The organism is Pseudomonas canadensis (assembly GCF_000503215.1).
Lineage (GTDB): Bacteria > Pseudomonadota > Gammaproteobacteria > Pseudomonadales > Pseudomonadaceae > Aquipseudomonas > Aquipseudomonas canadensis.
The window spans coordinates 399,929-422,147 of record NZ_AYTD01000011.1; the positions used below are offsets into that span (position 1 = coordinate 399,929).

At 61.5% G+C, this 22,219-nt stretch carries 17 protein-coding genes; 14 read left to right on the top strand and 3 right to left on the bottom strand.

Annotation, left to right across the window (positions count from 1 at the left end; all coding sequences use genetic code 11):
- The first annotated feature begins 6 nt into the window (after positions 1-6).
- The 11 genes from treZ to U367_RS0107005 all read left to right on the top strand — a co-directional run bounded on the left by treZ (position 7) and on the right by U367_RS0107005 (position 14,328).
- Positions 7-1,752 (top strand): malto-oligosyltrehalose trehalohydrolase, encoded by a 1,746-nt coding sequence (treZ, locus tag U367_RS0106955; protein WP_028616291.1) that lies wholly within the window; start codon positions 7-9, stop codon positions 1,750-1,752.
- Entirely contained in the window at positions 1,749-3,833 is a 2,085-nt protein-coding gene (gene malQ, locus U367_RS0106960; RefSeq protein ID WP_028616292.1) for a 4-alpha-glucanotransferase, read from the top strand. The genes treZ and malQ overlap by 4 nt, the downstream gene beginning before the upstream one ends.
- Entirely contained in the window at positions 3,830-6,565 is a 2,736-nt protein-coding gene (locus U367_RS0106965) for a malto-oligosyltrehalose synthase (RefSeq protein WP_028616293.1), read from the top strand. Before malQ ends, U367_RS0106965 begins: the two co-directional genes overlap by 4 nt.
- Before the next feature lie 24 nt (positions 6,566-6,589).
- Positions 6,590-6,862 (top strand): DUF2934 domain-containing protein, encoded by a 273-nt coding sequence (locus U367_RS0106970; protein WP_028616294.1) that lies wholly within the window; start codon positions 6,590-6,592, stop codon positions 6,860-6,862.
- 119 nt (positions 6,863-6,981) lie between these two features.
- On the top strand, positions 6,982-9,141 hold the full coding sequence (gene glgX / locus U367_RS0106975; RefSeq protein ID WP_028616295.1) for a glycogen debranching protein GlgX: 2,160 nt from the start codon (positions 6,982-6,984) through the stop codon (positions 9,139-9,141).
- A 1-nt stretch (position 9,142) separates the two neighbouring features.
- Positions 9,143-10,141 (top strand): acyl-CoA dehydrogenase family protein, encoded by a 999-nt coding sequence (locus U367_RS0106980; protein WP_028616296.1) that lies wholly within the window; start codon positions 9,143-9,145, stop codon positions 10,139-10,141.
- Positions 10,138-10,896, top strand: coding sequence for a PIG-L deacetylase family protein (locus tag U367_RS0106985; protein WP_028616297.1), 759 nt, complete (start codon positions 10,138-10,140; stop codon positions 10,894-10,896). The genes U367_RS0106980 and U367_RS0106985 overlap by 4 nt, the downstream gene beginning before the upstream one ends.
- Positions 10,893-11,492 carry an SAM-dependent methyltransferase gene (locus U367_RS01000000129925; protein ID WP_032864145.1) on the top strand — a complete coding sequence of 200 codons (600 nt, stop codon included), beginning with the start codon at positions 10,893-10,895 and terminating at the stop codon, positions 11,490-11,492. Before U367_RS0106985 ends, U367_RS01000000129925 begins: the two co-directional genes overlap by 4 nt.
- The gene (locus tag U367_RS0106995; RefSeq protein WP_028616298.1) at positions 11,489-12,148 is read left to right on the top strand and encodes a glycosyltransferase; all 660 of its coding nucleotides are present in this window, start codon (positions 11,489-11,491) and stop codon (positions 12,146-12,148) included. Before U367_RS01000000129925 ends, U367_RS0106995 begins: the two co-directional genes overlap by 4 nt.
- A 179-nt stretch (positions 12,149-12,327) precedes the next feature.
- On the top strand, positions 12,328-13,089 hold the full coding sequence (locus U367_RS0107000) for a PIG-L deacetylase family protein (protein ID WP_028616299.1): 762 nt from the start codon (positions 12,328-12,330) through the stop codon (positions 13,087-13,089).
- Between the two features lie 204 nt (positions 13,090-13,293).
- Positions 13,294-14,328, top strand: a complete 1,035-nt coding sequence (locus tag U367_RS0107005; protein WP_028616300.1) for an alpha/beta fold hydrolase — start codon at positions 13,294-13,296, stop codon at positions 14,326-14,328.
- Here the strand turns inward: U367_RS0107005 and U367_RS0107010 are convergent.
- Positions 14,306-15,733, bottom strand: coding sequence for an amino acid permease (locus tag U367_RS0107010; RefSeq protein ID WP_028616301.1), 1,428 nt, complete (start codon positions 15,731-15,733; stop codon positions 14,306-14,308). The two genes, U367_RS0107005 and U367_RS0107010, sit on opposite strands and share 23 nt — an antisense overlap.
- Before the next feature lie 58 nt (positions 15,734-15,791).
- A complete protein-coding gene (locus U367_RS0107015) occupies positions 15,792-16,826 on the bottom strand; it encodes a histone deacetylase family protein (protein ID WP_028616302.1) in 1,035 nt (344 codons plus the stop codon).
- A gap of 121 nt (positions 16,827-16,947) precedes the next feature.
- Here U367_RS0107015 and U367_RS0107020 point away from each other — a divergent pair, with 121 nt between their 5' ends.
- The 3 genes from U367_RS0107020 (at position 16,948) to U367_RS1000000132565 (ending at position 21,436) form a co-directional block, all read left to right on the top strand.
- The gene (locus U367_RS0107020) at positions 16,948-17,439 is read left to right on the top strand and encodes an Lrp/AsnC family transcriptional regulator (RefSeq protein ID WP_028616303.1); all 492 of its coding nucleotides are present in this window, start codon (positions 16,948-16,950) and stop codon (positions 17,437-17,439) included.
- Positions 17,440-17,622: 183 nt separating this feature from the next.
- The gene (locus tag U367_RS0107025) at positions 17,623-19,776 is read left to right on the top strand and encodes a TonB-dependent siderophore receptor (RefSeq protein ID WP_028616304.1); all 2,154 of its coding nucleotides are present in this window, start codon (positions 17,623-17,625) and stop codon (positions 19,774-19,776) included.
- 166 nt (positions 19,777-19,942) lie between these two features.
- Positions 19,943-21,436 carry a methyl-accepting chemotaxis protein gene (locus U367_RS1000000132565; RefSeq protein ID WP_028616305.1) on the top strand — a complete coding sequence of 498 codons (1,494 nt, stop codon included), beginning with the start codon at positions 19,943-19,945 and terminating at the stop codon, positions 21,434-21,436.
- Here U367_RS1000000132565 and U367_RS0107035 read toward each other — a convergent pair.
- Positions 21,433-22,197: a sulfite exporter TauE/SafE family protein gene (locus U367_RS0107035; protein ID WP_028616306.1), complete on the bottom strand. Its 765-nt coding sequence runs from the start codon at positions 22,195-22,197 to the stop codon at positions 21,433-21,435. The genes U367_RS1000000132565 and U367_RS0107035 overlap by 4 nt on opposite strands.
- Positions 22,198-22,219 lie beyond the last annotated feature (22 nt).

Genomic DNA, 22,219 nt, shown 5'->3' on the forward strand with positions numbered 1-22,219 from the left:
CTATAGATGCCGTTACGGACTCTGGAAACCTGGCCCCACGGCGCAATCATGCTGGACGCGCAACACACGCGTTTTGCCTTGTGGGCGCCAGACGCGTTTTATGTCAGCGTTGAATTGGAAAACGGCAAGTCCATTGCCATGCTGCCGCAGGCGGATGGCTGGTTTGAAACCGAAATAGCGTGCCCGGCGGGCACGCGCTACCGCTTCAATATCGACGGGGAAGTGGATGTACCCGACCCTGCCTCCAGGGCCCAGGCCTCGGATGTGCACGGTTGGAGCCTAGTTGTCGATCCCCTCGCCTATCAATGGCGCCACAGCCAGTGGCAAGGCCGTCCCTGGCACGAAGCCGTCATTTATGAGCTGCATGTCGGCGCAATGGGCGGCTACGCCGGCGTCGAGAAGCACCTGCCACGCCTCGCCGAGCTGGGTGTGACCGCGATTGAATTGATGCCGCTGGCGCAATTCCCCGGCGAACGCAACTGGGGCTATGACGGCGTCCTACCCTATGCCCCCCAGGCTTCCTACGGCACGCCTGATCAACTCAAGCACCTGATCGACAGCGCCCACGAACACGGCCTGGCGGTGATCCTCGACGTGGTTTACAACCACTTCGGCCCCGACGGCAACTACCTCGGCCAGTACGCCAAAGGTTTCTTCCAGGAAGACGTGCACACGCCCTGGGGCGCCGGTATCGACTTCGACCGGCGTGAAGTGCGGGATTTCTTCTTGGATAACGCCTTGATGTGGCTGCTGGAATACCGTTTCGACGGCCTGCGCCTGGACGCGGTACATGCCATCGACAACCCGGATTTTCTGAAACAACTGGCTCACCGCGTTCGCGAACAAATCGACACCGGCCGACACGTCTGGCTGATGCTGGAAAACGAGCTCAATCAAGCCAGCCTGCTCCAACACGATTTTGACGCGCAATGGAATGATGACTTTCATAACGTCCTGCACGTACTGCTGACCGGCGAAACCGACGCCTACTACAGTGACTTCGCCGAAGAGCCTACCGCCAAATTGGCGCGCTGCCTGGGCGAAGGCTTCATCTTCCAGGGGCATACCACCCGGCATGGTCATGAACGCGGCGAACCCAGTGGGCACCTACCGCCAAGCGCGTTTGTGGCGTTTTTGCAGAACCATGACCAGATCGGCAACCGCGCCCTGGGCGAGCGCCTGCATCAGCTGTGCTCGCCGCAAGCGTTGAACGCGGCGACCACCCTCCTGTTGCTGTCACCGATGATCCCGCTGATGTTCATGGGCGACGAAGTCAACGCCAGCGAGCCATTCCTGTTCTTCACCGACCATCACGGCGAGTTGGCCGAAGCGGTACGTGAAGGACGGCGCAATGAGTTTGCTGATTTCGCCGCGTTCAAGGACCCGGAACGACGTGAACGCATTCCCGATCCCAACGACGCGACCACCTTTGAACAATCGGCCCCGTCGTTTACCGACAACCCGCACGCCCAGCTCTACCGCCAACTGCTGAACCTGCGCCACCACCATATCGTGCCGCACTTGCCGGGCAGCCTCGCGCTGGGTGCGCAGGTGCTGGCCGAGGGGGCCGTCAGCGCACGCTGGCGCCTGGGTAACGGCAGCCTGTTGCAGATCGACCTCAACCTGAGTGCCGCGCCGCTGGATCACCCAGCGGCGGGCGCTGTCCTTTTCGAAACGCCTGCCAACCTCGGCGCCCAGCTGCTGGCGTGTAGCGCACGCGTTACCCTATCCCCTGTTGGAGAGCACCCTTGAGCGAAGCGAACCTGGAAATCCTCGCCAGCCGAGCGGGCCTGGCCGTCGATTGGATCGACGCAAACGGCCGCCCGCAACGTGTGAAACCCGACGCTTTGCGCGCCGTTCTCAAAGGCCTGGGCCACCCGGCCGACAGCGATGCAGAGATCGACGCCAGCCTGCTTGAACTGGAGCAGGCACAACAAGACAAACACCTGCCACCGTTGATGACCATCGACAGCGGCGAAAGCCTGGATCTGGCCCGTTACTTTGACCCGGACACCCTGTGCCGGGTCAGCCTCGAAGACGGTGAAACCCTGGAGCTGCGCCTCGATGGCGACGCGGTGTTGCCCGGCGTCATCGCCCTGGGTTATCACCAAGTGCATATCGCCGGGCAGACGTTCACCCTGGCCGTCGCCCCCACCCACTGCTACAGCGTCGCCGAAGCCGTCGACAGTCGCCCCGCCCGTGCCTGGGGCCTCAGCGCGCAACTGTATAGCTTGCGCCGCCTGGGCGATGGCGGTTTTGGCGATACCCTGGCCCTGGAACATCTGGCCCGTTCGGCTGCCGAACGCGGTGCCGATGCCTTGGCAATCAGCCCGATGCACGCCATGTTCAGCGCCGACACCGAGCGCTACAGCCCGTATTCGCCCTCCAGTCGCTTGTTCCTCAACAGCTTGTACGCCTCGCCGGGTTGCATCTTGGGTGAGCGCGAAGTGCGCAACGCCATTGAATCCCTCGGCCTGACGGATGAACTGCACGACCTGGAACAACACAGCCTGATCGACTGGCCCACAGCTGCCAAGGCCAAGCAGCGTCTGATGCGGAAGCTGTACGAAGACTTCCGCCACGGCCAGCATCCACAACACGCCGATTTTCTGAGTTTCCGCCAGGCCGGTGGTGAAGCGCTGGAAAACCATTGCCGCTTCGAAGCGGTGCAAGCCGCGCGCGCCGCCAAAGGTGAGGATCTTGACTGGCGCCACTGGCCCGAAGACTGGCGCAACCCACAGAGTCCGGCACTCGCAGCCTTTGCCGCAGAAAACCAGGATGAGATCGGCTACTTCGCCTTCAGCCAATGGCTGATCGCCCGCTGCCTGGAGCGCGCGCAACAAGCCGCTCGCGGCAGCGGCATGGGCGTCGGATTGATCGCCGACCTGGCGGTGGGCGCCGACGGCGGCGGCAGCCAAGCCTGGAGTCGTCAGGATGAACTGCTCGCGGACCTGACCGTGGGCGCGCCACCCGACATTCTCAATCGCGCCGGGCAAGGCTGGGGTATCTCCGCGTTCTCGCCTGAAGGCCTCAAGCGCAACGGCTTCCGCGCCTTTATCGAGATGCTGCGCGCCAACTTCGCCCATGCCGGTGGCCTGCGTATCGACCACGTGATGGGCCTGCAACGCCTGTGGGTGATGCCCATGGACGCCTCGCCGCGTGAAGGCGCCTACCTGTATTACCCAGTGGACGACCTGTTGCGCCTGCTGGCCCTGGAATCCCATCGCCACCAAGCCATCGTGCTCGGTGAAGACCTGGGCACGGTGCCGGACGGCCTGCGCGAAAAACTCATCGCCCGCTCGATCCTCGGCATGCGCGTGTTGCTGTTCGAGCAAAACCACGACGGCCAGTTCAAGCCGATCCTCGACTGGACGGACAACGCCCTGGCCACCACCAGCACCCACGACTTGCCGACGCTCAACGGCTGGTGGCACAGCCGCGATATCGACTGGAACATCCAGCTCGGCCTTATCGATGCGCCTACCGTGGAGCAATGGAGCGAACACCGCCTGCGCGAACGCCAGGCACTGCGTCAGGCCTTGAGCCAGGACCCGCAGAACTTCGTCGATGAGATCCGCAACGAGACCGACCACATGATCGACGCCAGCGTGCGCTACCTCGGCCACACCCGCGCACCGTTGGTGCTGTTGCCGTTGGAGGATGCGCTCGGCGTCGAGGAGCAGGCCAACCTGCCCGGTACCACCGACACCCACCCCAATTGGCGCCGTCGCTTTGTGGGTGAGGCCTCCAGCCTGCTCGACAATGCCGGGGCCGCCCGCCGCCTCGAACTGTTGGCCGTCGCGCGCAACCAAGCCTATGAGCGTGACCGATGAAAGCACTGCCCCTGCGCGCTACCCAGCGCCTGCAATTTCATAAAGGTTTTACCCTGGACGACGCGGTGCCCCTAGTGCCCTACTTCGCCCGCCTCGGCATCAGCCACCTGTACGCTTCACCGCTGCTCAGCGCCCGCGCCGGTTCCATGCACGGCTATGACGTGGTGGACCCCACACGCGTCAACCCTGAACTGGGTGGCGAAGCCGCCTTGCGCCGCCTGGTCGCCGCGTTGCGTGAACACGGCATGGGGCTGATCCTCGACATCGTCTCCAACCATATGGCCGTGGGCGGTGCGGATAACCCCTGGTGGCTGGACCTGCTGGAATGGGGACGCATGAGCCCCTACAGCGAGTTCTTCGATATCCAGTGGCACTCGCCCGACCCGCTGCTCAAAGGCCAGTTGCTGATGCCGTTCCTCGGCAGCGACTACGGTGAAGCCTTGCAGACTGGCACGGTGACCCTGCAGTTCGATGCCACCCACGGCGCGTTCTACGTCGAGCATTACGAGCATCGCTTTCCGATCTGCCCACGGGATTACGCGGTGATTTTGGGTAGCGATGAATTACTCAAGCCCTTGTCCGACCGCTTCAGCGCCCTGGCCTATCAGGACGATGCTTACCACGAGGCCGCCTGGCTCAAACAAGCCCTGGCCGAGCGGGCCACTGAAGACGAAGTACGCCAGGCCATCAACAGACAGTTGGCGACGTTCGATTTTGACCGCCTGCACCACCTGCTCGAACAACAGGCCTATCGACTCGCCAGTTGGCGCACCGCAGCGGACGATATCAACTGGCGGCGCTTCTTCGATGTCAATGAACTGGGCGGCTTGCGCGTGGAACGCACCGCCGTATTTGAAGCCACCCACGGCAAGATTTTCGAACTGATCAGCGAAGGTTTGGTGGATGGCCTGCGTATCGACCATATCGACGGCCTGGCCGACCCGCGCGGGTATTGCCGCAAGCTGCGGCGCCGGGTGGATTCGCTGTCACCGCAGCGGCATTTACCGATCTTCGTGGAAAAAATCCTCGGTGAAGGCGAAACACTGCGCGAAGACTGGCAGGTGGACGGCACCACCGGCTACGAATTCATGAACCAGCTGTCGCTGCTGCAACATCACCCGGACGGTTTTGAACCTTTGGCCGAACTGTGGACCCGTCACAGCGAACGGCCCTCGGCCTTCATCGAGGAAGCGCGACTGGCGCGCCAGCAAATCCTCAACGGCTCACTCGGCGGCGACTTCGAAAGTGTGGCCCAGGCCCTGCTGCAAGTAGCCCGCGACGATGTGATGACCCGCGACCTGACCCTAGGCGCCATCCGCCGCGCGTTGCAGGAACTGATCGTGCATTTCCCGGTGTACCGCACCTACATCAGCGCACGTGGCCGCAGCGACGCTGACGACCAAGTGTTCCAACACGCCATGGACGGCGCACGCTCCACCTTAGGCGAAGGCGACTGGCCGGTACTCGATCACCTGGAAAAATGGTTGGGCGGTCAACCCTGGCGCAATCGCCCGGTAGGCCGTGAACGCAAGATCCTCAAGCATGCTTGCGTGCGTTTCCAGCAATTGACGTCGCCCGCCGCCGCCAAGGCCGTGGAGGACACCGCGTTCTATCGCTCGGCGGTACTGCTGTCGCGCAACGACGTGGGCTTCAGCACAGAGCAGTTCAGCGCGCCCTTGGCCGACTTTCATGCTGTCAACCAGCAGCGTTTGCAGACCTTCCCCGACAACCTCCTGGCGACTGCCACCCACGACCACAAACGCGGCGAAGACACCCGTGCGCGCCTGGCGGTGCTGAGTGAGTGCGCGCCGTGGTTTGTTGAACAGGTGGAACACTGGCGCACCCTGGCCGCTCCATTGCGAACCGACGCCGCGCCCTCGGCCGGCGACGAATTGATCCTCTATCAAGTCTTGCTCGGTAGTTGGCCGTTGGATCAGGGCACTGAGTTTGACGGCTACCAGCAGCGCCTGTGGCAGTGGCAACAAAAGGCCCTGCGCGAAGCCAAGTTGCAGAGCAGCTGGAGCGCGCCCAACGAAGCCTATGAACAAGGTGTCGAAACGTTCCTTTCACGGCTGTTGCTCAGCGATGAAGGCCACGCGCTGCGTACCGCCATCGGCAATGCCGCTCAGGTGATTGCCCCGGCGGGCGCGTTGAATAGCCTGGCGCAATCCTTGCTTCGTATGACCGTGCCGGGTGTGCCGGACCTGTACCAGGGCGATGAGTTCTGGGACTTCAGCCTGGTAGACCCGGACAACCGTCGCCCGGTGGATTTCAGCGCACGGCAACAGGCGCTGGCGACCCCACCGGACATCGGCGAACTGTTGTTCAACTGGCGCGACGGGCGTATCAAACAGGCGTTGATTGCTCAGGTGCTGGCCTTGCGCAAGGCCCTGCCTGAAGTGTTCCGCAGCGGCACCTACACGCCGCTGGAAGTGGTCGGCGAGCACGCTGACCGGGTGGTCGCATTCTCTCGCGAACACCAGGGCAAGTACCTGCTGGTGTTGGTGCCACGCTGGCCCCATCACCTGCTTGAAAACGGTGTGCACCCTCAGATCAATGCGCAGGTTTGGGGCGATACACGGGTGAAATTACCGTTCGCCGCCACAACGCAAAACTGGAAGGGACTTTTTCATACAGGTGCAGTCACACCAGACAAGGAGCTGTTGGTTAGCGCTGCCCTGGGGGATTTCCCGGTCAATGTCTTTATCAATCCTGATGATCAAGAAAGCTGAAAATTTTCTGTGAGGAGCATTGTGATGAGTACTGAAGACAAACGCATACGCGAACTGGCGCATCAGATCTGGGAGTCCGAAGGCAAACCCCATGGTGAAGATGCACGCCACTGGGAGATGGCGCGCAAACTGGCGGAAGCCGAAGCGCTGACGCCAAGCAAGCCCAAGGCAGCGGCCAAGCCCAAGGCCAGCGCTCCCAAGCCGCAGGCGAAAGCCAAGCCAGCGGCGCCTGCGGCCAGCAAGCCGGCGCCACCGGCCGCTAAAAAACCACCGGCGCCCAAAAAGCCCAAGCCTTGACCCCTCACCTCTTGCCGGCGCTGTCGGCAAGAGGTGATTTCACCTTCCAGACTCCCAGCTGAAATTTCGTCAGCACGGCCGCATTCGGCCCGAAAAAAGACCTTTGCAGGAGCAACTCAATGAGCAAACCCGATAAAACCCCTTCGACGCCGGGCAACGAGCCGTCGCGGATTCGTGAAGGTTTGCCCTTCCCCCTTGGCGCGACCTGGGACGGCCTGGGTGTCAACTTTGCCTTGTTCTCGGCCAACGCGACCAAGGTCGAACTGTGCCTGTTCGATGATTCAGGCGAAGTCGAGCTGGAGCGCATCGAACTGCCGGAATACACCGACGAAACCTTCCACGGCTACCTGCCCGACGCCCACCCAGGGCTGATTTACGGCTACCGTGTGTACGGTGCGTATGACCCCGCCAACGGCCACCGTTTCAACCACAACAAATTGCTGATCGACCCCTATGCCAAGCAGCTGGTGGGCGAATTGAAATGGTCCGAGGCGCTGTTCGGCTACACCATCGGTCACCCGGATGACGACCTCAGTTTCGATGAACGCGACAGCGCACCCTTCGTGCCCAAATGCAAAGTCATCGACCCAGCACACACCTGGGGCAACGACCAGCCGGTGCGGGTGCCGTGGGACCGCACGATCATCTACGAGACCCACCTGCGCGGGATCAGCATGCGCCACCCTTCCGTGGGCGAGTCCGTACGCGGCACCTGCGCTGGCTTAATGGAAGACGACGTGCTCAAGCACATTCGCCAGTTGGGTGTGTCGTCAGTCGAGCTGCTGCCCGTGCATGCCTTCGTCAACGACCAGCATTTGCTGCAAAAAGGCATGACCAACTATTGGGGCTACAACAGCATCGCGTTTTTCGCCCCCGACCCGCGCTACCTGGCCAGCGGCAAGATCGCCGAGTTCAAGGAGATGGTCGCGCACCTGCATGAGCAGAAGCTCGAAGTGATCCTCGATGTGGTCTACAACCACACCGCCGAAGGCAACGAGCGCGGCCCGACCCTGTCCATGCGCGGTATCGACAACGCTTCGTACTACCGCCTGATGCCGGATGACAAGCGTTTCTACATCAACGATTCCGGCACCGGGAATACCCTGGACCTGAGCCATCCGTGCGTATTGCAGATGGTCACCGACTCGCTGCGTTACTGGGCCAATGAGATGCACGTCGACGGTTTCCGCTTCGACCTGGCGACTATTCTTGGCCGTTACCGCGATGGTTTCGATGAACGTCACAGCTTCCTGGTCGCTTGTCGTCAGGACCCGGTATTGCGTCAGCTCAAATTGATCGCCGAGCCGTGGGACTGCGGCCCCGGCGGTTATCAGGTGGGCAACTTCCCACCGGGCTGGGTGGAATGGAACGACCGCTTCCGCGACACCGTGCGTGCTTTCTGGAAAGGCGATGACGGCCAACTGGCGGACTTTGCCGGGCGCATGACCGCTTCGGGCGAGATGTTCAACCATCGTGGCCGTCGTCCCTACAGTTCGGTGAACTTCATCACCGCCCACGACGGCTTCACCCTGCACGACCTTGTGTCGTACAACGACAAGCACAACGAGGCCAATGACGAAAACAACCAGGACGGCAGTAACAACAACCTGTCCTGGAACCATGGCGTCGAAGGGCCGACTGACGATCCGGAAATCAACGAACTGCGCCTGCGCCAGATGCGCAACTTCTTCGCCACCCTCCTGCTCGCCCAAGGCACGCCGATGATCGTGGCCGGTGATGAGTTCGCACGCACCCAGCACGGCAACAACAACGCCTATTGCCAGGACAGCGAGATCGGCTGGGTCAACTGGGACCTGGACGACGACGGCAAGGCCTTGCTCAAGTTTGTGAAGCGTCTGATCAAGCTGCGCCTGGCTTATCCGATTCTGCGGCGTGGGCGCTTTCTGGTGGGCGACTACAACGAAGACATCGGCGTGAAGGACGTCACCTGGCTCGCGCCGGATGGCAATGAGATGACCACCGAACAGTGGCAAGACAGCCACGGCCGCTGCCTGGGCATGTTGATGGATGGCCGCGCCCAGGAAACCGGGATACGCCGTGCCGGCGCCGATGCCACCTTGCTGCTGGTGGTCAATGCCCACCACGACATGGTCAATTTCCGCCTGCCGCCGGTGCCCGAAGGCGAGTTCTGGACCTGCATGCTCGACACCAACTCCCCGGCGGTACGCGGCCAGGAACGCTTTGATTTTGATCATGAGTACGCGGTGACTGGGCGTTCGTTGTTACTGTTTGAATTGCAGCGTGAAGACGAGGTGTGAAATGGCACTGCATGGATTCCTTCAAGGCTACCGGGGCTACGCGGACACGCAAGCCCTGGGCGCGGCCCTGAAGGCGCTTCAGGAGGAAGGCCTGGACCAACTGCCCTTACCGGGCAGCGGTCAGACCCTGGAACGGTTCAGCCGCTTGGCACAGGTGGCTGCCCATGACCTGCGCTTGTGCAAGCTGTTCGAGGGCCACACCGACGCGTTGGCAATCATTGCCGAACTCAATAGCCCCTTACCCCCCTTGGGCAGCATTTGGGGCATGTGGGCAGCTGAGCCCCCGACCGCCAAGGTGCGCGTTTTCAAAGATGGCCATCGCCTGAAGGTACAAGGGCGTAAAGCCTGGTGTTCCGGCGCGGCGGTGGTCAGCCATGGCTTGCTGACGGCCTGGGACGAAGAAGACCGCCAGCAGTTGGTGGCGGTGCCTATGGATCAACCCGGTATCGTGGTGACGGACGAAGGTTGGAACGCCGTGGGCATGGCCGCCACCGGCAGTGTGGAAATAGTGTTCGACGAGGCCTGGGGGCTGGCCGTGGGCGGACCGGGTGATTACCTCGCGCGCCCCGGTTTCTGGCAAGGCGGCATTGGCATTGCCGCCTGCTGGTACGGCGCGGCCCAACGCCTGGCAGAAGCCCTGCGTGAGCAGTGCAGCAAACGCCCCGAGCCCCACGCCCTCGCCCACCTCGGGGCGGTCGACAGCGCACTGAACAGCGCCGCTTGTGTACTGCGCGCCAGCGCGGAACAGGTCGACCGCGAACCCGAGGCCAATGCCAGGGAGCTGGCGCAACAGACTCGGGCCTGTATCGAGGACACCGTCGAACAAGTGATTCACCACGTCGGACGCGCTGTGGGTGCGGGGCCGTACTGCAAGGATCCGCATTTCGCCCAGTTGATGGCGGACTTGCCGGTGTATGTACGCCAGAGTCACGCCGAGCGCGACTTGGCCGGCCTTGGCGAGTTGGTCGCCGGCGAACCCACAGGGAGGTGGCAGTTATGAAACCCAATCCAATCGTTGGCCAAGGCACGCCGCTGCATCGCTGGCAGGCATCGCCAAAGATGGCCGAGCTGCCGCCGATCAGCGTTGCGCAATTGGTTCCCGAAGGCCACCGGGCGGTGATCATCGCCCCCCATCCGGATGATGAAGTGTTGGGTTGTGGTGGCTTGATGCAGGGGCTCGCGGCACTTGGCCGTCCGATCCAACTGATTTCGGTGACCGATGGCAGCGCCAGTCATCCCGGCTCGCGGCGTTGGCCAGTCGAGCGCTTGAGCGTCGTGCGCCCCCAGGAATCGGCCCAGGCGCTGCATCGTCTCGGCTTGCCGCTGCACAGCCTGAAATGGCTGCGTGCGGGGTTTACCGACAGTAAGGTGGCGGCGCGGGAGGATGAACTCGCGGCGTTTATCCAGCGTTACCTCAAACCCACCGACGTCGTATTCACCACCTGGCGCGAAGACGGTCATTGCGACCATGAAGCCGTCGGCCGTGCCAGCGCCAAGGCCTCCCTTGCGGTCGGCGCAACCCTGTATGAACTGCCGGTGTGGACCTGGCACTGGGCAACGCCCGAGGATGACCAGGTGCCTTGGTACCGCGCCCGCAAGATTCCATTGACCTGTGAAGCGGTAGCCCGCAAACGCCACGCCATCCATGCCTTCGCCAGCCAGTTGGAGGGTGATCCGCAGATCGGCCTGGCGCCCGTGCTGGCGCCCTATGTGGTGGAGCGCCTCTTGCAGCCCTTTGAAGTGGTATTCGTATGAGTGTGGCCACACCGTATTTCGACCAATTGTTCGCCAATAACGACGACCCCTGGGCCTTTCGCCAACGCTGGTACGAACGGCGCAAACGCGCGTTGACCCTGGCGGTGCTCACCCGGCCACGTTATGCCTCGGTGTTCGAGCCCGGTTGCGCCAATGGCGAACTCAGCTTCGAACTCGCGCCCCGCTGTGACCGCCTGCTGTGTTGCGACACAGCCTCGGCCGCCGTCGCCCTGGCACGCGGTCGCTTGCTGGGCTTTGCGCATGCCGAGGTGCAGCAAAGTCGATTGCCCGAACAGTGGCCCGCGGGCCAGTTCGACCTGATCGTATTTAGCGAATTGTGTTATTACCTCGACGGCGATGACCTGAGCGCGCTGGTAGATCGTGCTCGCGCTTCGCTGACCGACAACGGCCAAGTGCTGGCCTGTCACTGGCGCCCCGACATCGAAGGTTGCCCACAAACCGCCGAGCAGGTGCACACCCTGCTCCATCAGCGTTTAGACATGCCTAACGTCTGCAGCCACCACGAACACGACTTCCTACTCGACTTGTGGAGCCGTGACGGCACTTCGGTCGCCACCCTAGAGGGCTTGCGATGATCGGCATTCTGATCCCGGTACATAATGAACAGGCCTTGCTGGCGGACTGCCTGAGCGCGGCATTGATCGCGGCCAGCCATCCAGGTTTACTGGGTGAGGAAGTGACTGTCTTGGTTGTACTCGACAGTTGCAGCGATGACAGCGCCGTGATTGCCCAGGCCTACCCAGTGCAATGCCTGGAAGCCCAGGCGCGCAACGTGGGACACGTACGTGGCGTGGGCGCGCGGCATCTGCTCAACCAGGGTGCACGTTGGATCTCCTGCACCGACGCCGACAGCCGCGTGGCGCCTGATTGGCTGGTGGCCCAATTGGCGCTAGGGGCCGATGCTGTGTGTGGCACGGTCACCGTGGACGCCTGGGGTGAAGGTTTCGACTCTGCAGCGCAGATTCGCTATAACCAGGCTTACGAGGCGCGGGACGGCCATCGGCATATCCACGGTGCCAACCTGGGAGTGAGCGCCGGTGCCTATGTCCGCGCCGGTGGCTTCGAACCCCTGGCGTGCCATGAGGATGTGCAATTGGTGCGTAACCTGGAGTTGTGCGGCGCCTCCATCGCCTGGAGCCATACCCCGCAGGTGATCACCAGTGCGCGCCTGGACGCCCGCGCCCAGGGTGGTTTCGGTGATTACTTGAAGACCCTGATGCACGCTACTTGAAAAAAACGACATTACAAAATGTAAAACCGACAGATCCTTGTCTATGCTGATGACGCCTTGCTGGCGTTCCAAGGGTGGAGTGCCATGCAGCCACTGCGGCGGAGCCTGTAGTGGATAGAAGAGTGTCGTCCCGTCAACGGACCACGACCCAGCATCAACCGACAAGGATGTGACACCCCATGAAGCTTGCTTCCTTAAGCGACGGCCGTCGCGGCCCCGAGCAAATCTGGAACAGCGCCCCGCAGTTGGCGCAAATCCCTCCTATCTCCCCGTCCTCATTGGTGCCACCGGGCGCGCGTGTGGTCATCATCGCCCCCCATCCCGGTGACGAAGTGCTGGCCTGTGGCGGCCTGCTGCAATTGCTCAGTACATTGGAGCATCCACTGCAACTCATCTCGATCACCGATGGCAGCGCCAGCCACCCAGGGTCCGACGTCTGGCCCGCCAGCCGCCTGAGCGTGGTACGGCCCCAGGAAAGTGTCGAGGCCCTACGCCGCCTGGGTATGCCCTTGCACAGCCTGAAGTGGATTCGCGGCGGCTTCTGTGACGATGCCCTCGCCGGCCGCGAGGCGCAACTGAGCCAATTCATCGCGCGCTACTTGCAACCGGGCGATGTCGTGTTCAGCACTTGGCGCAATGACGGCAATGACGACCACGAAACCGTCGGCCGCGCCAGCGCCAACGCCTGCAGCCTGGTGAGCGCGCGTCTGTATGAACTGCCGATCTGGGCCTGGCACTGGCCCGCTCGGGAAGGCGCAATCATCCCCTGGCAACGCGCACGCAAGGTGCGTCTGGACACGTGGACCGTCGCACGCAAGCTCCATGCAGCCCATGCCTATGCCAGCCAGTTGGCTGGCGACCCGCAGATCGGCCTGGCACCGATGCTGGCCCAGGTGCTGCTGGAGAGAATGCGTGAACCCTATGAGATCGTGCTGTCTTAGCCGCCGATCCGTCCTACCTGGCAGCGGCTGCTGAAGGGGTGACTGGGGGCTTCTCAATTCAACGTCTGCAAGGTTTGTATCGCAGTGTGTACAGAGCTCACTGCGATACACAGCCTTTAACTCAACGGGTTTCCTGAAACAGGCCAGATACAGCCCGGCGTTCAACTGAGCACCAGGCACACATCCAGCCGCAGGAGGCTCGCCATGCACACTCAGTTGACTCGCCGTTTCAACCGCCACTCCCTTTTCCTGGCCGTGGTCTTGTCGCAATTCGGCATTCTGGGCATGGCCCGAGCCGAAATGCCCGAGGCGCCTACCCGCGCCGTCGCCAGCCCACAAACCGCCTTTGGTGCCCTCAAGCACGTCAAGGCCGGCCTGCTGGACGTGGCCTACGCTGAAGTTGGCCCGGCCACCGGCCCGGCGGTGATCCTGCTGCATGGCTGGCCCTACGATATCGACAGCTACGCCCAGGTCGCACCGCTGCTGGCGGCCAAGGGTTATCGCGTGCTGATCCCCTATGCCCGGGGTTATGGCGGTACGCGTTTCCTCTCGGACAACACCCTGCGCAACGGCCAACCGGCTGCCCTGGCCAGTGACGTGATCGACTTCATGGACGCGCTGAAGATCAAGCAAGCCGTACTCGGTGGCTACGACTGGGGCGCACGCTCGGCCGACATCGTTTCGGCGCTGTGGCCGGAACGGGTCAAGGCGCTGGTGTCGGTCAGTGGTTACCTGATCGGCAACCAGGCGGCGGGAAAGAACCCTTTGCCGCCTAAAGCTGAACTGCAATGGTGGTATCAGTTCTACTTCGCCACCGAGCGCGGTGCAGCCGGCTACCAGAAAAACACCCACGATTTCGCCAAGCTGATCTGGCAACTGGCTTCGCCGCAATGGAAGTTCGATGACGCCACCTTTGACCGCAGCGCCAAGGGCCTGGAGAACCCGGATCACGTCGCGATCAGCGTGTTCAACTACCGCTGGCGCCTGGGCCTGGTCCAAGGTGAGACGAAGTACGATCCCCTGGAGCAGAAACTCGCCCAGGCGCCTTCGATTGGCGTGCCGACCATCACCCTCGAAGGCGATGCCAACGGTGCACCGCATCCGCAGCCCGAGGACTACGCCAAACGTTTTACCGGCAAGTATGAGTTCCGCCTGATCAACGGCGGCGTGGGCCACAACCTGCCTCAGGAAGCGCCCGAAGCGTTTGCCAAGGCGGTCATTGATGCGGATCACTTGTGACCGAATGCGGCGCCTTCATCCAATGGCCTCCCTTAAAGCGTGAAAACTGATAAGCAACTCCCAGCCAGATAAACCAGGCCGGCATCACGCACAGCGCCAAGCGTGTATCCGGCCGCAACGCCAACAGGCCCAGCACAAACGCGAGAAACCCCAGGGAAAACCAGGCCATCGGTACGCCGCCAGGCATTTTGTAGAGGGATTTGGCGTGCAGGTCCGGACGCTTCTTGCGGTAGGCGATGTAGGACGCCAGGATCGTCGACCAGGTAAAAATCACCAGGATTGCCGACACTGTCGACACGATGGTGAAGGCGGTCATCACCTCTGGCACCACAAACAGCAACACCAGCCCCAGCAACATCAGCAGTGTCGTAAACGCCAGGCTGATAAACGGCACGCTGCTCTTCGACAAACGCCGGAAGATCCCCGGCGCATCCCCCAGGTCAGCCAGGCCGAACAACATACGGCTGGCGGAAAACACGCCGCTATTGGCCGACGACGCCGCGGAGGTCAGCACCACGAAATTGACGATGCCCGCCGCTGCCGGAAAACCCGCCACCAGGAACAACTCAACAAACGGGCTTTTGCTCGGCGAGACTTGCTGCCATGAGGTCACCGCAATGATGCACGCCAGAGCCAGCACGTAGAACAGGATGATGCGCAACGGGATCGAATTAATCGCCTTGGGCAAGGTTTTTTCCGGCGCACGGGTTTCGGCGGCGGCAGTGCCGATCAGTTCGGTGCCGGCAAAGGAGAAAATTGCCATCTGGAACCCGGCAAAAAAGCCGAACAAACCATTGGGAAACGCGGCCTGTTTATCCAGCAAGTGCATCAGCGAAGCGGTGACGCCCGTCGGCGAGACAAACGAGCTGGCGATCAACACCACGCTCACCCCAATCAAGGTCACTACGGCGATGATCTTGATGATCGCGAACCAGAATTCCACTTCGCCAAACAACTTCACCGTCAGCACATTCAACGCAAACAGCGTAAGCAACATGCCCACCGCCGGCATCCAGGCCGGCACATGGGGAAACCAGTACTGGAAGAAGCCACCGACCACCACCGCATCCCCCACTACCGCCACGCTCCAGCTCAACCAATACGACCAGCCGAGAAAGAACGCTGCACGCGGCCCCAGATAGGCGCCGGCAAAGTCAGCGAAGCTCTTGAAGTTCAGGTTCGACAGCAGCAGCTCGCCCATGGCGCGCATCACGAAATACACGAAGAGCCCGATGATCATATAGATCAGGATGATCGAGGTGCCGGACAGCGCAATGATCTTGCCGGAGCCCATGAACAGGCCGGTGCCGATTGCACCACCCATGGCCATCAATTGGATATGGCGGTTGCTCAGGGTGCGTTGCAACGCTGGCTTTTCACAAAGCCCGGACGTGGTTGTTTTCATCACAAAACCTCTTGTTATGTTTTTGAGTTTTGGCAGAAGAAAAGACGACGGGTTGTTGTTATCGGGTGCTGCTTTCAAAACCGTGCAGCACGTTGACGGCGTTGATGCCGATTTCATCGACCATGTAGCCGCCTTCCATCACGAACAGGGTGGGCACGCCGACGCTGGCGATGATTTCGCCCATGCCGAGGAAGTCCTGGCTGTCGAGCAGGAAGTGGCTGATGGGATCGTCCTTGAAGGTGTCAACGCCGAGGGAGATCACCAGCACCTCGGGCGCGAAGTCGCGCAGTTGCTGGCACGCATTGATCAAAGCGGTCTGGTAGTGCGCCCACGTGGTGTTTTTCGGCAACGGATAATTCAGGTTGAAGCCCTCCCCTGCGCCCGCGCCGCGCTCACTGGCTGCGCCGGAAAAGTACGGGTAAGAGACTGCCGGATCGCCATGCAGGGAAATGAACAACACGTCAGGGCGGTCGTAGAAAATATTTTGCGTGCCGTTACCGTGGTGGAAATCCACATCCAGCACCGCCACGCGCTTGGCGCCTTGAGTAATAGCCTGCTGCGCGGCAATCGCTGCGTTGTTGAGGTAGCAATAACCGCCCATGTATTCGCGGGCTGCGTGGTGACCTGGTGGGCGGCACAGGGCGAATGCACTGTGATGGCCTTCGTCGATCAGCGCCAGGCCGGTCAAGGCGATATCGGCGCTGGTTCTGACCGCATCCCAGGTGGTGCGGGTAATCGGCGAGCCGGCGTCCATGGCGAAGAAACCGAGCTTGCCGTCGATGAAGTCCGGGACTTGATGGTTGGCCAGGTCACGCACCGGCCACACCAGGGGCAATGCATCATGGCTACGGCCAATGGCGGTCCATTCGGCCCAGGCCGACTCGAGGAATGCCACGTAGCGTTCGCTGTGCGCGTTGACGTAACAGGCCCGGTCAAAGCGGCGCGGCGTGATGATATCGCCCAGGCCCACCTGCCTGACGCGATCGCGCACGGTGTCGGCGCGGCTGGGTTGTTCGAACGACGGTTTGAGCACGCCGTCCTTCAGTTCAGTGCCGTGGTGCAAACGGTGGGCTTCGCTAAAAACAGTCAACATGAGTGGGCATCCGCCAGTAAAAGACAGGGTCTATTTTGTTCTGGCAGCCTCGGGCTTTCTTTGCTTTTATTTGCGGCACTGTTAGTTTTATCGGAAATATTTACCCCTACAGCGCCCAGTTATGAAAAATAAAACCAAGCAGGTCGTTCTTGACGACACCGATCTCGCCATCCTCGCGCTACTGCAGGAAGATGCGAGTATTTCCAACGCGCAGTTGAGCGAGCGTCTATCCCTGAGCCTCACGCCCTGCTGGCGTCGGCGTAAACGCCTGGAAGAGGAAGGTGTAATCAAAGACTACCAGGCCAATCTCGATCGCAAGCTGCTCGGGCTGAACATCATGGCGTTCGTGCATGTGCGTTTCGCGATCCACACCGATCATGCACCGGATGCGTTCGAAGCGGTGGTGAAGGAGCTGCCGCAGGTGCTGTCGTGCCACAAGATCACCGGTGATGCGGATTACCTGTTGCAGGTCCTCGCGGAAGATCTGGACAGCTACAGCGAGTTTGTCGAGAGCGTGTTGCGGCGCCAGTTGGGGATTGCGTCGATTCAATCGAGTCTGGCGCTGAGGGAAGTCAAGGCGACGAGTCGGGTGGCCATTCCAAGGCATGAATAGTCATCCATGAGATCGCGTTTGCTGGGGCCGATTTAGCAAATCGCTGCCAGTCAATTGTGAAAAAAACGTTAACTAATTCTCTCCGAAGGCTTTTTCCTTCGAACTCAATCTGCCACACTGATGCGAATAATTATCAACATCTTTATTATTCGCCATGGAAGGCATTCGGGGAGAGTCAGTTCCATGTCTGTGCAACAACACGGCGGCAAAGGTTTTTCACCCAGTCTGATGGCGTTGGCCGTCTGTCTTGCAAGTTCAACGGCGGCCTTCGCCGCTGAGGCGGAAAAAACCGCCCCGCTCGAATTGGGTGCCACCCAGATCAGCACTGAACAGCTGGGTCAGACCACCGAAGGCACCCAGTCCTACACCACCGGCGAGATGGCGACCGCCACCAAACTCCCGCTGACCATGCGTGAAACACCCCAGGCCGTCACGGTCATCACCCGCCAACGCATGGACGACCAGGCCATGACCAGCGTCAACGACGTGGTCAAGAACACGCCCGGCCTGTTCCTCAGCCAGTCCAGCGGTCCTGGCCGGCAGACGTACAGATCACGTGGCTTCGACATCGACAACATGATGTTTGACGGCATCCCCAGCTCCTATTCCGGCTACGCCAACAGCGTGCAGCCCAACCTGGCGATGTTCGACCGTGTAGAAGTGATCCGTGGCGCCACCGGCCTGGTCACCGGCGCCGGCAACCCTTCGGCGGCGATCAACTTTGTGCGCAAGCGCCCGACCGCCACGCCGCAGGTATCGATCACCGGTGCCGCCGGCAGTTGGGACGATTATCGCGGCGAATTCGACGCTTCCAGCGCCTTGAATGACAGCGGCACCCTGCGTGGCCGCGTCGTAGGCTCCTACCGCGACGCCAACAGTTTCCGCAAAGGCGAAGAAAGCGACCACGGCCTGTTCTACGCCATCGGTGAAGCTGACCTCAGCGAAAACACCACCGCCACCCTGGGTTTCTCGCGCCAGGAAGACCAGACCAACTTCTTCTGGGGCGGCCTGCCCATCGGCACCGACGGCCATCACCTGAACCTGCCCCGCTCCACCAACCCCGGCTCCGACTGGGAAAACAAGAAGCTGACCATCGACACTGTCTTCGGTGATATCGAACATCGCTTCGCCAACGACTGGAAGCTCCACATCGCAGGTTCCTCCTCTCAGTTGGACGGTGTGTTCACCGGCACCTACCAGTCGCGCTACCAGACCACACTGGCGCGCACCGCCTATCAATCGCACCAGGACGACAAGCAGTACGGCCTGGACACGTTCCTCAGCGGCCCGGTCGAAGCGTTCGGGCGCACCCATGAAGTGGTGGTCGGTACCAGCAAGCGCATCTACGACGCCACGTCCAAGGAATACAGCCCCTACGACACCAATTACCCGCTCAATGGGGCAAAACCGGACTTCGTACGTGACGGCAAAGGCCACAGCATCACCACCCAGGACGGCGTTTACCTGACCACCCGCCTGAACCTCGCAGACCCGCTCAAGGTGATCCTCGGCGCGCGCGTGGACTGGTATGACTACGATGACCGCCAAGGCGACGGCGACTACAAAGTCACCCGTAACCTCACGCGCTACGCCGGCGTGATCTATGACCTGAACGACCAGTACTCCGTGTACGCGAGCTACACCGACATCTTCACACCGCAGACAAGCCGCGACTTCTCGGACAAGCCACTGAAGCCCATCGTCGGCGAAAACTATGAAGTCGGTATCAAGGGCGAATACTTCAACGGCGCGCTCAACGCCAGCCTGGCGGTGTTCCAGATCGACCAGAAAAACCGTGCGACCCTGCCCGAGAGCCAAGCCGGTTGCCCGATCATGGCGTGCTACGAAGCCTCCGGCCTGGTACGTAGCCAAGGCATAGACCTTGAGCTGCAAGGTGCACTCACCGAAAACTGGCAGGTCGGCGGCGGTTTCACCTACACCCGTGCGCATTACATCAAGGACACCAATGCGGCCAACAACAACCAGCGTTTCGACACCGACACCCCGGAACGTTTGTTCAAACTCACCACCTCCTACCGCTTCCAGGGCCCACTGGAAAAACTGCGCATCGGTGGCAATGTTTACTGGCAGAGCCGCATGTACAACGATGTGGTGCTCGCCAACAGCAATACCTATCGCCTGGAACAAGGCAGTTATGCCGTTGCCGACGTGATGGCCGGTTACCAGGTGAACAAACACCTGGACCTGCAGTTGAACGTGAACAACATTTTCGACCGCACCTATTACTCGGCCATCGCCACCAGCCCGATCTGGGGTTCGACCGACACTTACGGTAACCCGCGCAGCTTTGGCGTCACGGCCAAATACAGCTTCTGATCGTGATCCGATCAACGGCTACCCGCCCGGGTAGCCGTTCCTCAAGTCCCGCCGCCGGATGCCGATAACCGTTGGCATCACTGAATCCAATAAAAACTAAAAACACCTGATTCGCTCCACCCTGCCCCTCACTTTGATTCGGCCAGACCACAGGGAGTAAGTGTGAATGCCCACCCGCGCGCGTTTTTTCGAGCACTACCGTAAAGCCGACCGCATCATGCTGGCGTTGATCTGGTTGATGTTCCTGTTCTCCCTAGGCTTGGCGTTCTGGCATGACACCTTGATGCAAGCCGCCATCATCGGCGGCGGCACCAGCGTGGTGCTCACGGCGCTGTACCGTGCGATAGGCAGCACCCGCGTGATGCGTTGTGCCCTCGGCGCGGGCCTGATGATCATGGCGGCACTGCACATCAACCAGGCCCAGGGCGTGATCGAATCGCACTTCGGGATCTTCGCGCTTTTGGCGGTGCTGACGTTTTATCGTGACTGGCTGCCGATCCTGGTCGCCGCCGCCACCATCGCCGTGCATCACGTGGTCTTCCATGCCCTGCAACACCAAGGGTTCCCGGTGTTTGTGATGGAGCATCACGGCGGCTGGACCATGGTGTTCGTCCACGCCTTCTACGTGGTGATGGAAACCGTCGCCCTGCTCTACCTCGCCGTGCACAGCCAAGCCGAAGCGGTCGAGAGCCAGGAAATGCTGGAGAAGATGCTCGCAGTCACGTCCCAATTCAGCGCGCAAACCACCCATGGCGAAGGCAAGGTGCATGTGTCGTTGGCCACGCGCTTCGACCACTTCCTGCAACAGATCACGCACCTGATCGACGGCGTCGCCCGCGACTCCCACGGCCTCGGCCAACTCGGCCAGGAACTGGCCAGCGCCAGCGGTACCCTGGAAAAAGGCGCTCGGCATCAATTGGCGCAGATCACCCAGATGACCGGCTCGATGCAGCGCATGGAAGACGCCATGGGCCATATCGCCGTGCATGTCGAGCAAGCGGTGGACCACGCCGGCAAGGCCAGTCAACAGATCCAGCGCGGCCAGGAAAGCGTCAGCCGTGCCCAGCAGGAAATCACCCAACTGGCCACACGCCTCAACGGCACCCACGAAACGGTGCAGGGCCTGGCCGTGCAAGCCGAGCAGATCGGCACCGTGCTCGAAGTGATCAACAGCATCGCCAACCAGACCAACCTGCTCGCCCTCAACGCGGCCATCGAGGCCGCCCGCGCCGGCGAGCAAGGCCGCGGCTTTGCCGTGGTCGCCGACGAAGTGCGCAGCCTAGCGCAGCGCACGGCGGTGTCCACCCAGGAAATCAAGACCATCATCGAAGGCCTGCAACACGGCAGCCGCCAGGCCGTGGAAGCCATGCACGACAGCCGCCAAGGCGTGGAGCGTTGCGTTGAAGACAGTCAGGTAGCCGTCGACATGCTGCGCGCGGTGGGAAGCGACATTGCGCACATCGACGATCTGAATGGACGGATCGTGACCACCACCCGCGAACAGACCACGGCGAACCTGGAGATTGTCGGGCGGTTGCAGTCGGTGCAGAGCATTGCGCAAAGCACCGCCGACGATGTGGAAACCCTGGCGCGCAGCAGCGAGCGATTACCGCCGATTGCAGTGCGGCTGGATGCGTTGGGACGTAGGTTCCACCCCTAGGCCCAGTAGCCCCCAATCCCGTCCCACAGCAGCTTCAGCGCCGTGATACTCAGCAAGCCATAGCAGGCGCGATAGAGCTGGCGCTGATCCAATCGCGCATGCAGCCGCCAGCCCAGCCACACGCCACTGGGCACGGCGAACAAACAGATAAGCGCCAGACCCAACACGTTGCCGGTAGGCCTGGCGAGGATCAACCACGGAATCGCCTTGAGCACATTGCCCACGGTGAAAAACAGGCTGGTGGTCCCGGCGTAAACCTGTTTGCTCAGGCCCAGTGGCAGCAAGTACATCGCCAACGGGGGCCCACCGGAATGCGCAACCATGGTGGTGATTCCCGAGGTGACCCCAGCGGCCACGGCCTTCGGTGTTGAGCGCGGCTTCACACTGACATTTCCCCCGGCCCTGAACCACAGGCCGACGAACACCAGCGTGACCACCGCCATCACGATGGCAATCGCACGGTGATCCAATACGCGAAAAAGCAGGTAGCCAACGCCGATTCCGACCACCAACCCAGGTACCAGTAACGTGAGGTCGGGCTTTGACCAGGTCGACGGTTTCCAATAGCGCAGGCCGAACAGGTCCATGGCGATGAACAACGGCGCCAGCAAGCCGCCGGCAGTGATCGGGTCCATCACCAGCGACAGCAGCGGAATACCGACGATGGCAAAGCCGCCGCCAAAGGCGCCTTTCATAAAGCAGATCAAAAAGACCCCGGCAAAGGTCACCAGGATCGTCGTGGTTGTCAGCTCAAGTTCCATGGCGTGCATTCATTTCGCAGAG

What these genes read in the sequence shown, in the direction of transcription:
- treZ (WP_028616291.1), top strand. Translation starts at nt 7, where the DNA reads ATGCCGTTACGGACTCTGGAAACCTGGCCCCACGGCGCAATCATGCTG.
- U367_RS0106965 (WP_028616293.1), top strand. Translation starts at nt 3,830, where the DNA reads ATGAAAGCACTGCCCCTGCGCGCTACCCAGCGCCTGCAATTTCATAAA.
- U367_RS0106970 (WP_028616294.1), top strand. Translation starts at nt 6,590, where the DNA reads ATGAGTACTGAAGACAAACGCATACGCGAACTGGCGCATCAGATCTGG.
- glgX (WP_028616295.1), top strand. Translation starts at nt 6,982, where the DNA reads ATGAGCAAACCCGATAAAACCCCTTCGACGCCGGGCAACGAGCCGTCG.
- U367_RS0106980 (WP_028616296.1), top strand. Translation starts at nt 9,143, where the DNA reads ATGGCACTGCATGGATTCCTTCAAGGCTACCGGGGCTACGCGGACACG.
- U367_RS0106985 (WP_028616297.1), top strand. Translation starts at nt 10,138, where the DNA reads ATGAAACCCAATCCAATCGTTGGCCAAGGCACGCCGCTGCATCGCTGG.
- U367_RS01000000129925 (WP_032864145.1), top strand. Translation starts at nt 10,893, where the DNA reads ATGAGTGTGGCCACACCGTATTTCGACCAATTGTTCGCCAATAACGAC.
- U367_RS0106995 (WP_028616298.1), top strand. Translation starts at nt 11,489, where the DNA reads ATGATCGGCATTCTGATCCCGGTACATAATGAACAGGCCTTGCTGGCG.
- U367_RS0107000 (WP_028616299.1), top strand. Translation starts at nt 12,328, where the DNA reads ATGAAGCTTGCTTCCTTAAGCGACGGCCGTCGCGGCCCCGAGCAAATC.
- U367_RS0107005 (WP_028616300.1), top strand. Translation starts at nt 13,294, where the DNA reads ATGCACACTCAGTTGACTCGCCGTTTCAACCGCCACTCCCTTTTCCTG.
- U367_RS0107010 (WP_028616301.1), bottom strand. Translation starts at nt 15,733, where the DNA reads ATGAAAACAACCACGTCCGGGCTTTGTGAAAAGCCAGCGTTGCAACGC.
- U367_RS0107015 (WP_028616302.1), bottom strand. Translation starts at nt 16,826, where the DNA reads ATGTTGACTGTTTTTAGCGAAGCCCACCGTTTGCACCACGGCACTGAA.
- U367_RS0107020 (WP_028616303.1), top strand. Translation starts at nt 16,948, where the DNA reads ATGAAAAATAAAACCAAGCAGGTCGTTCTTGACGACACCGATCTCGCC.
- U367_RS0107025 (WP_028616304.1), top strand. Translation starts at nt 17,623, where the DNA reads ATGTCTGTGCAACAACACGGCGGCAAAGGTTTTTCACCCAGTCTGATG.
- U367_RS1000000132565 (WP_028616305.1), top strand. Translation starts at nt 19,943, where the DNA reads ATGCCCACCCGCGCGCGTTTTTTCGAGCACTACCGTAAAGCCGACCGC.
- U367_RS0107035 (WP_028616306.1), bottom strand. Translation starts at nt 22,197, where the DNA reads ATGGAACTTGAGCTGACAACCACGACGATCCTGGTGACCTTTGCCGGG.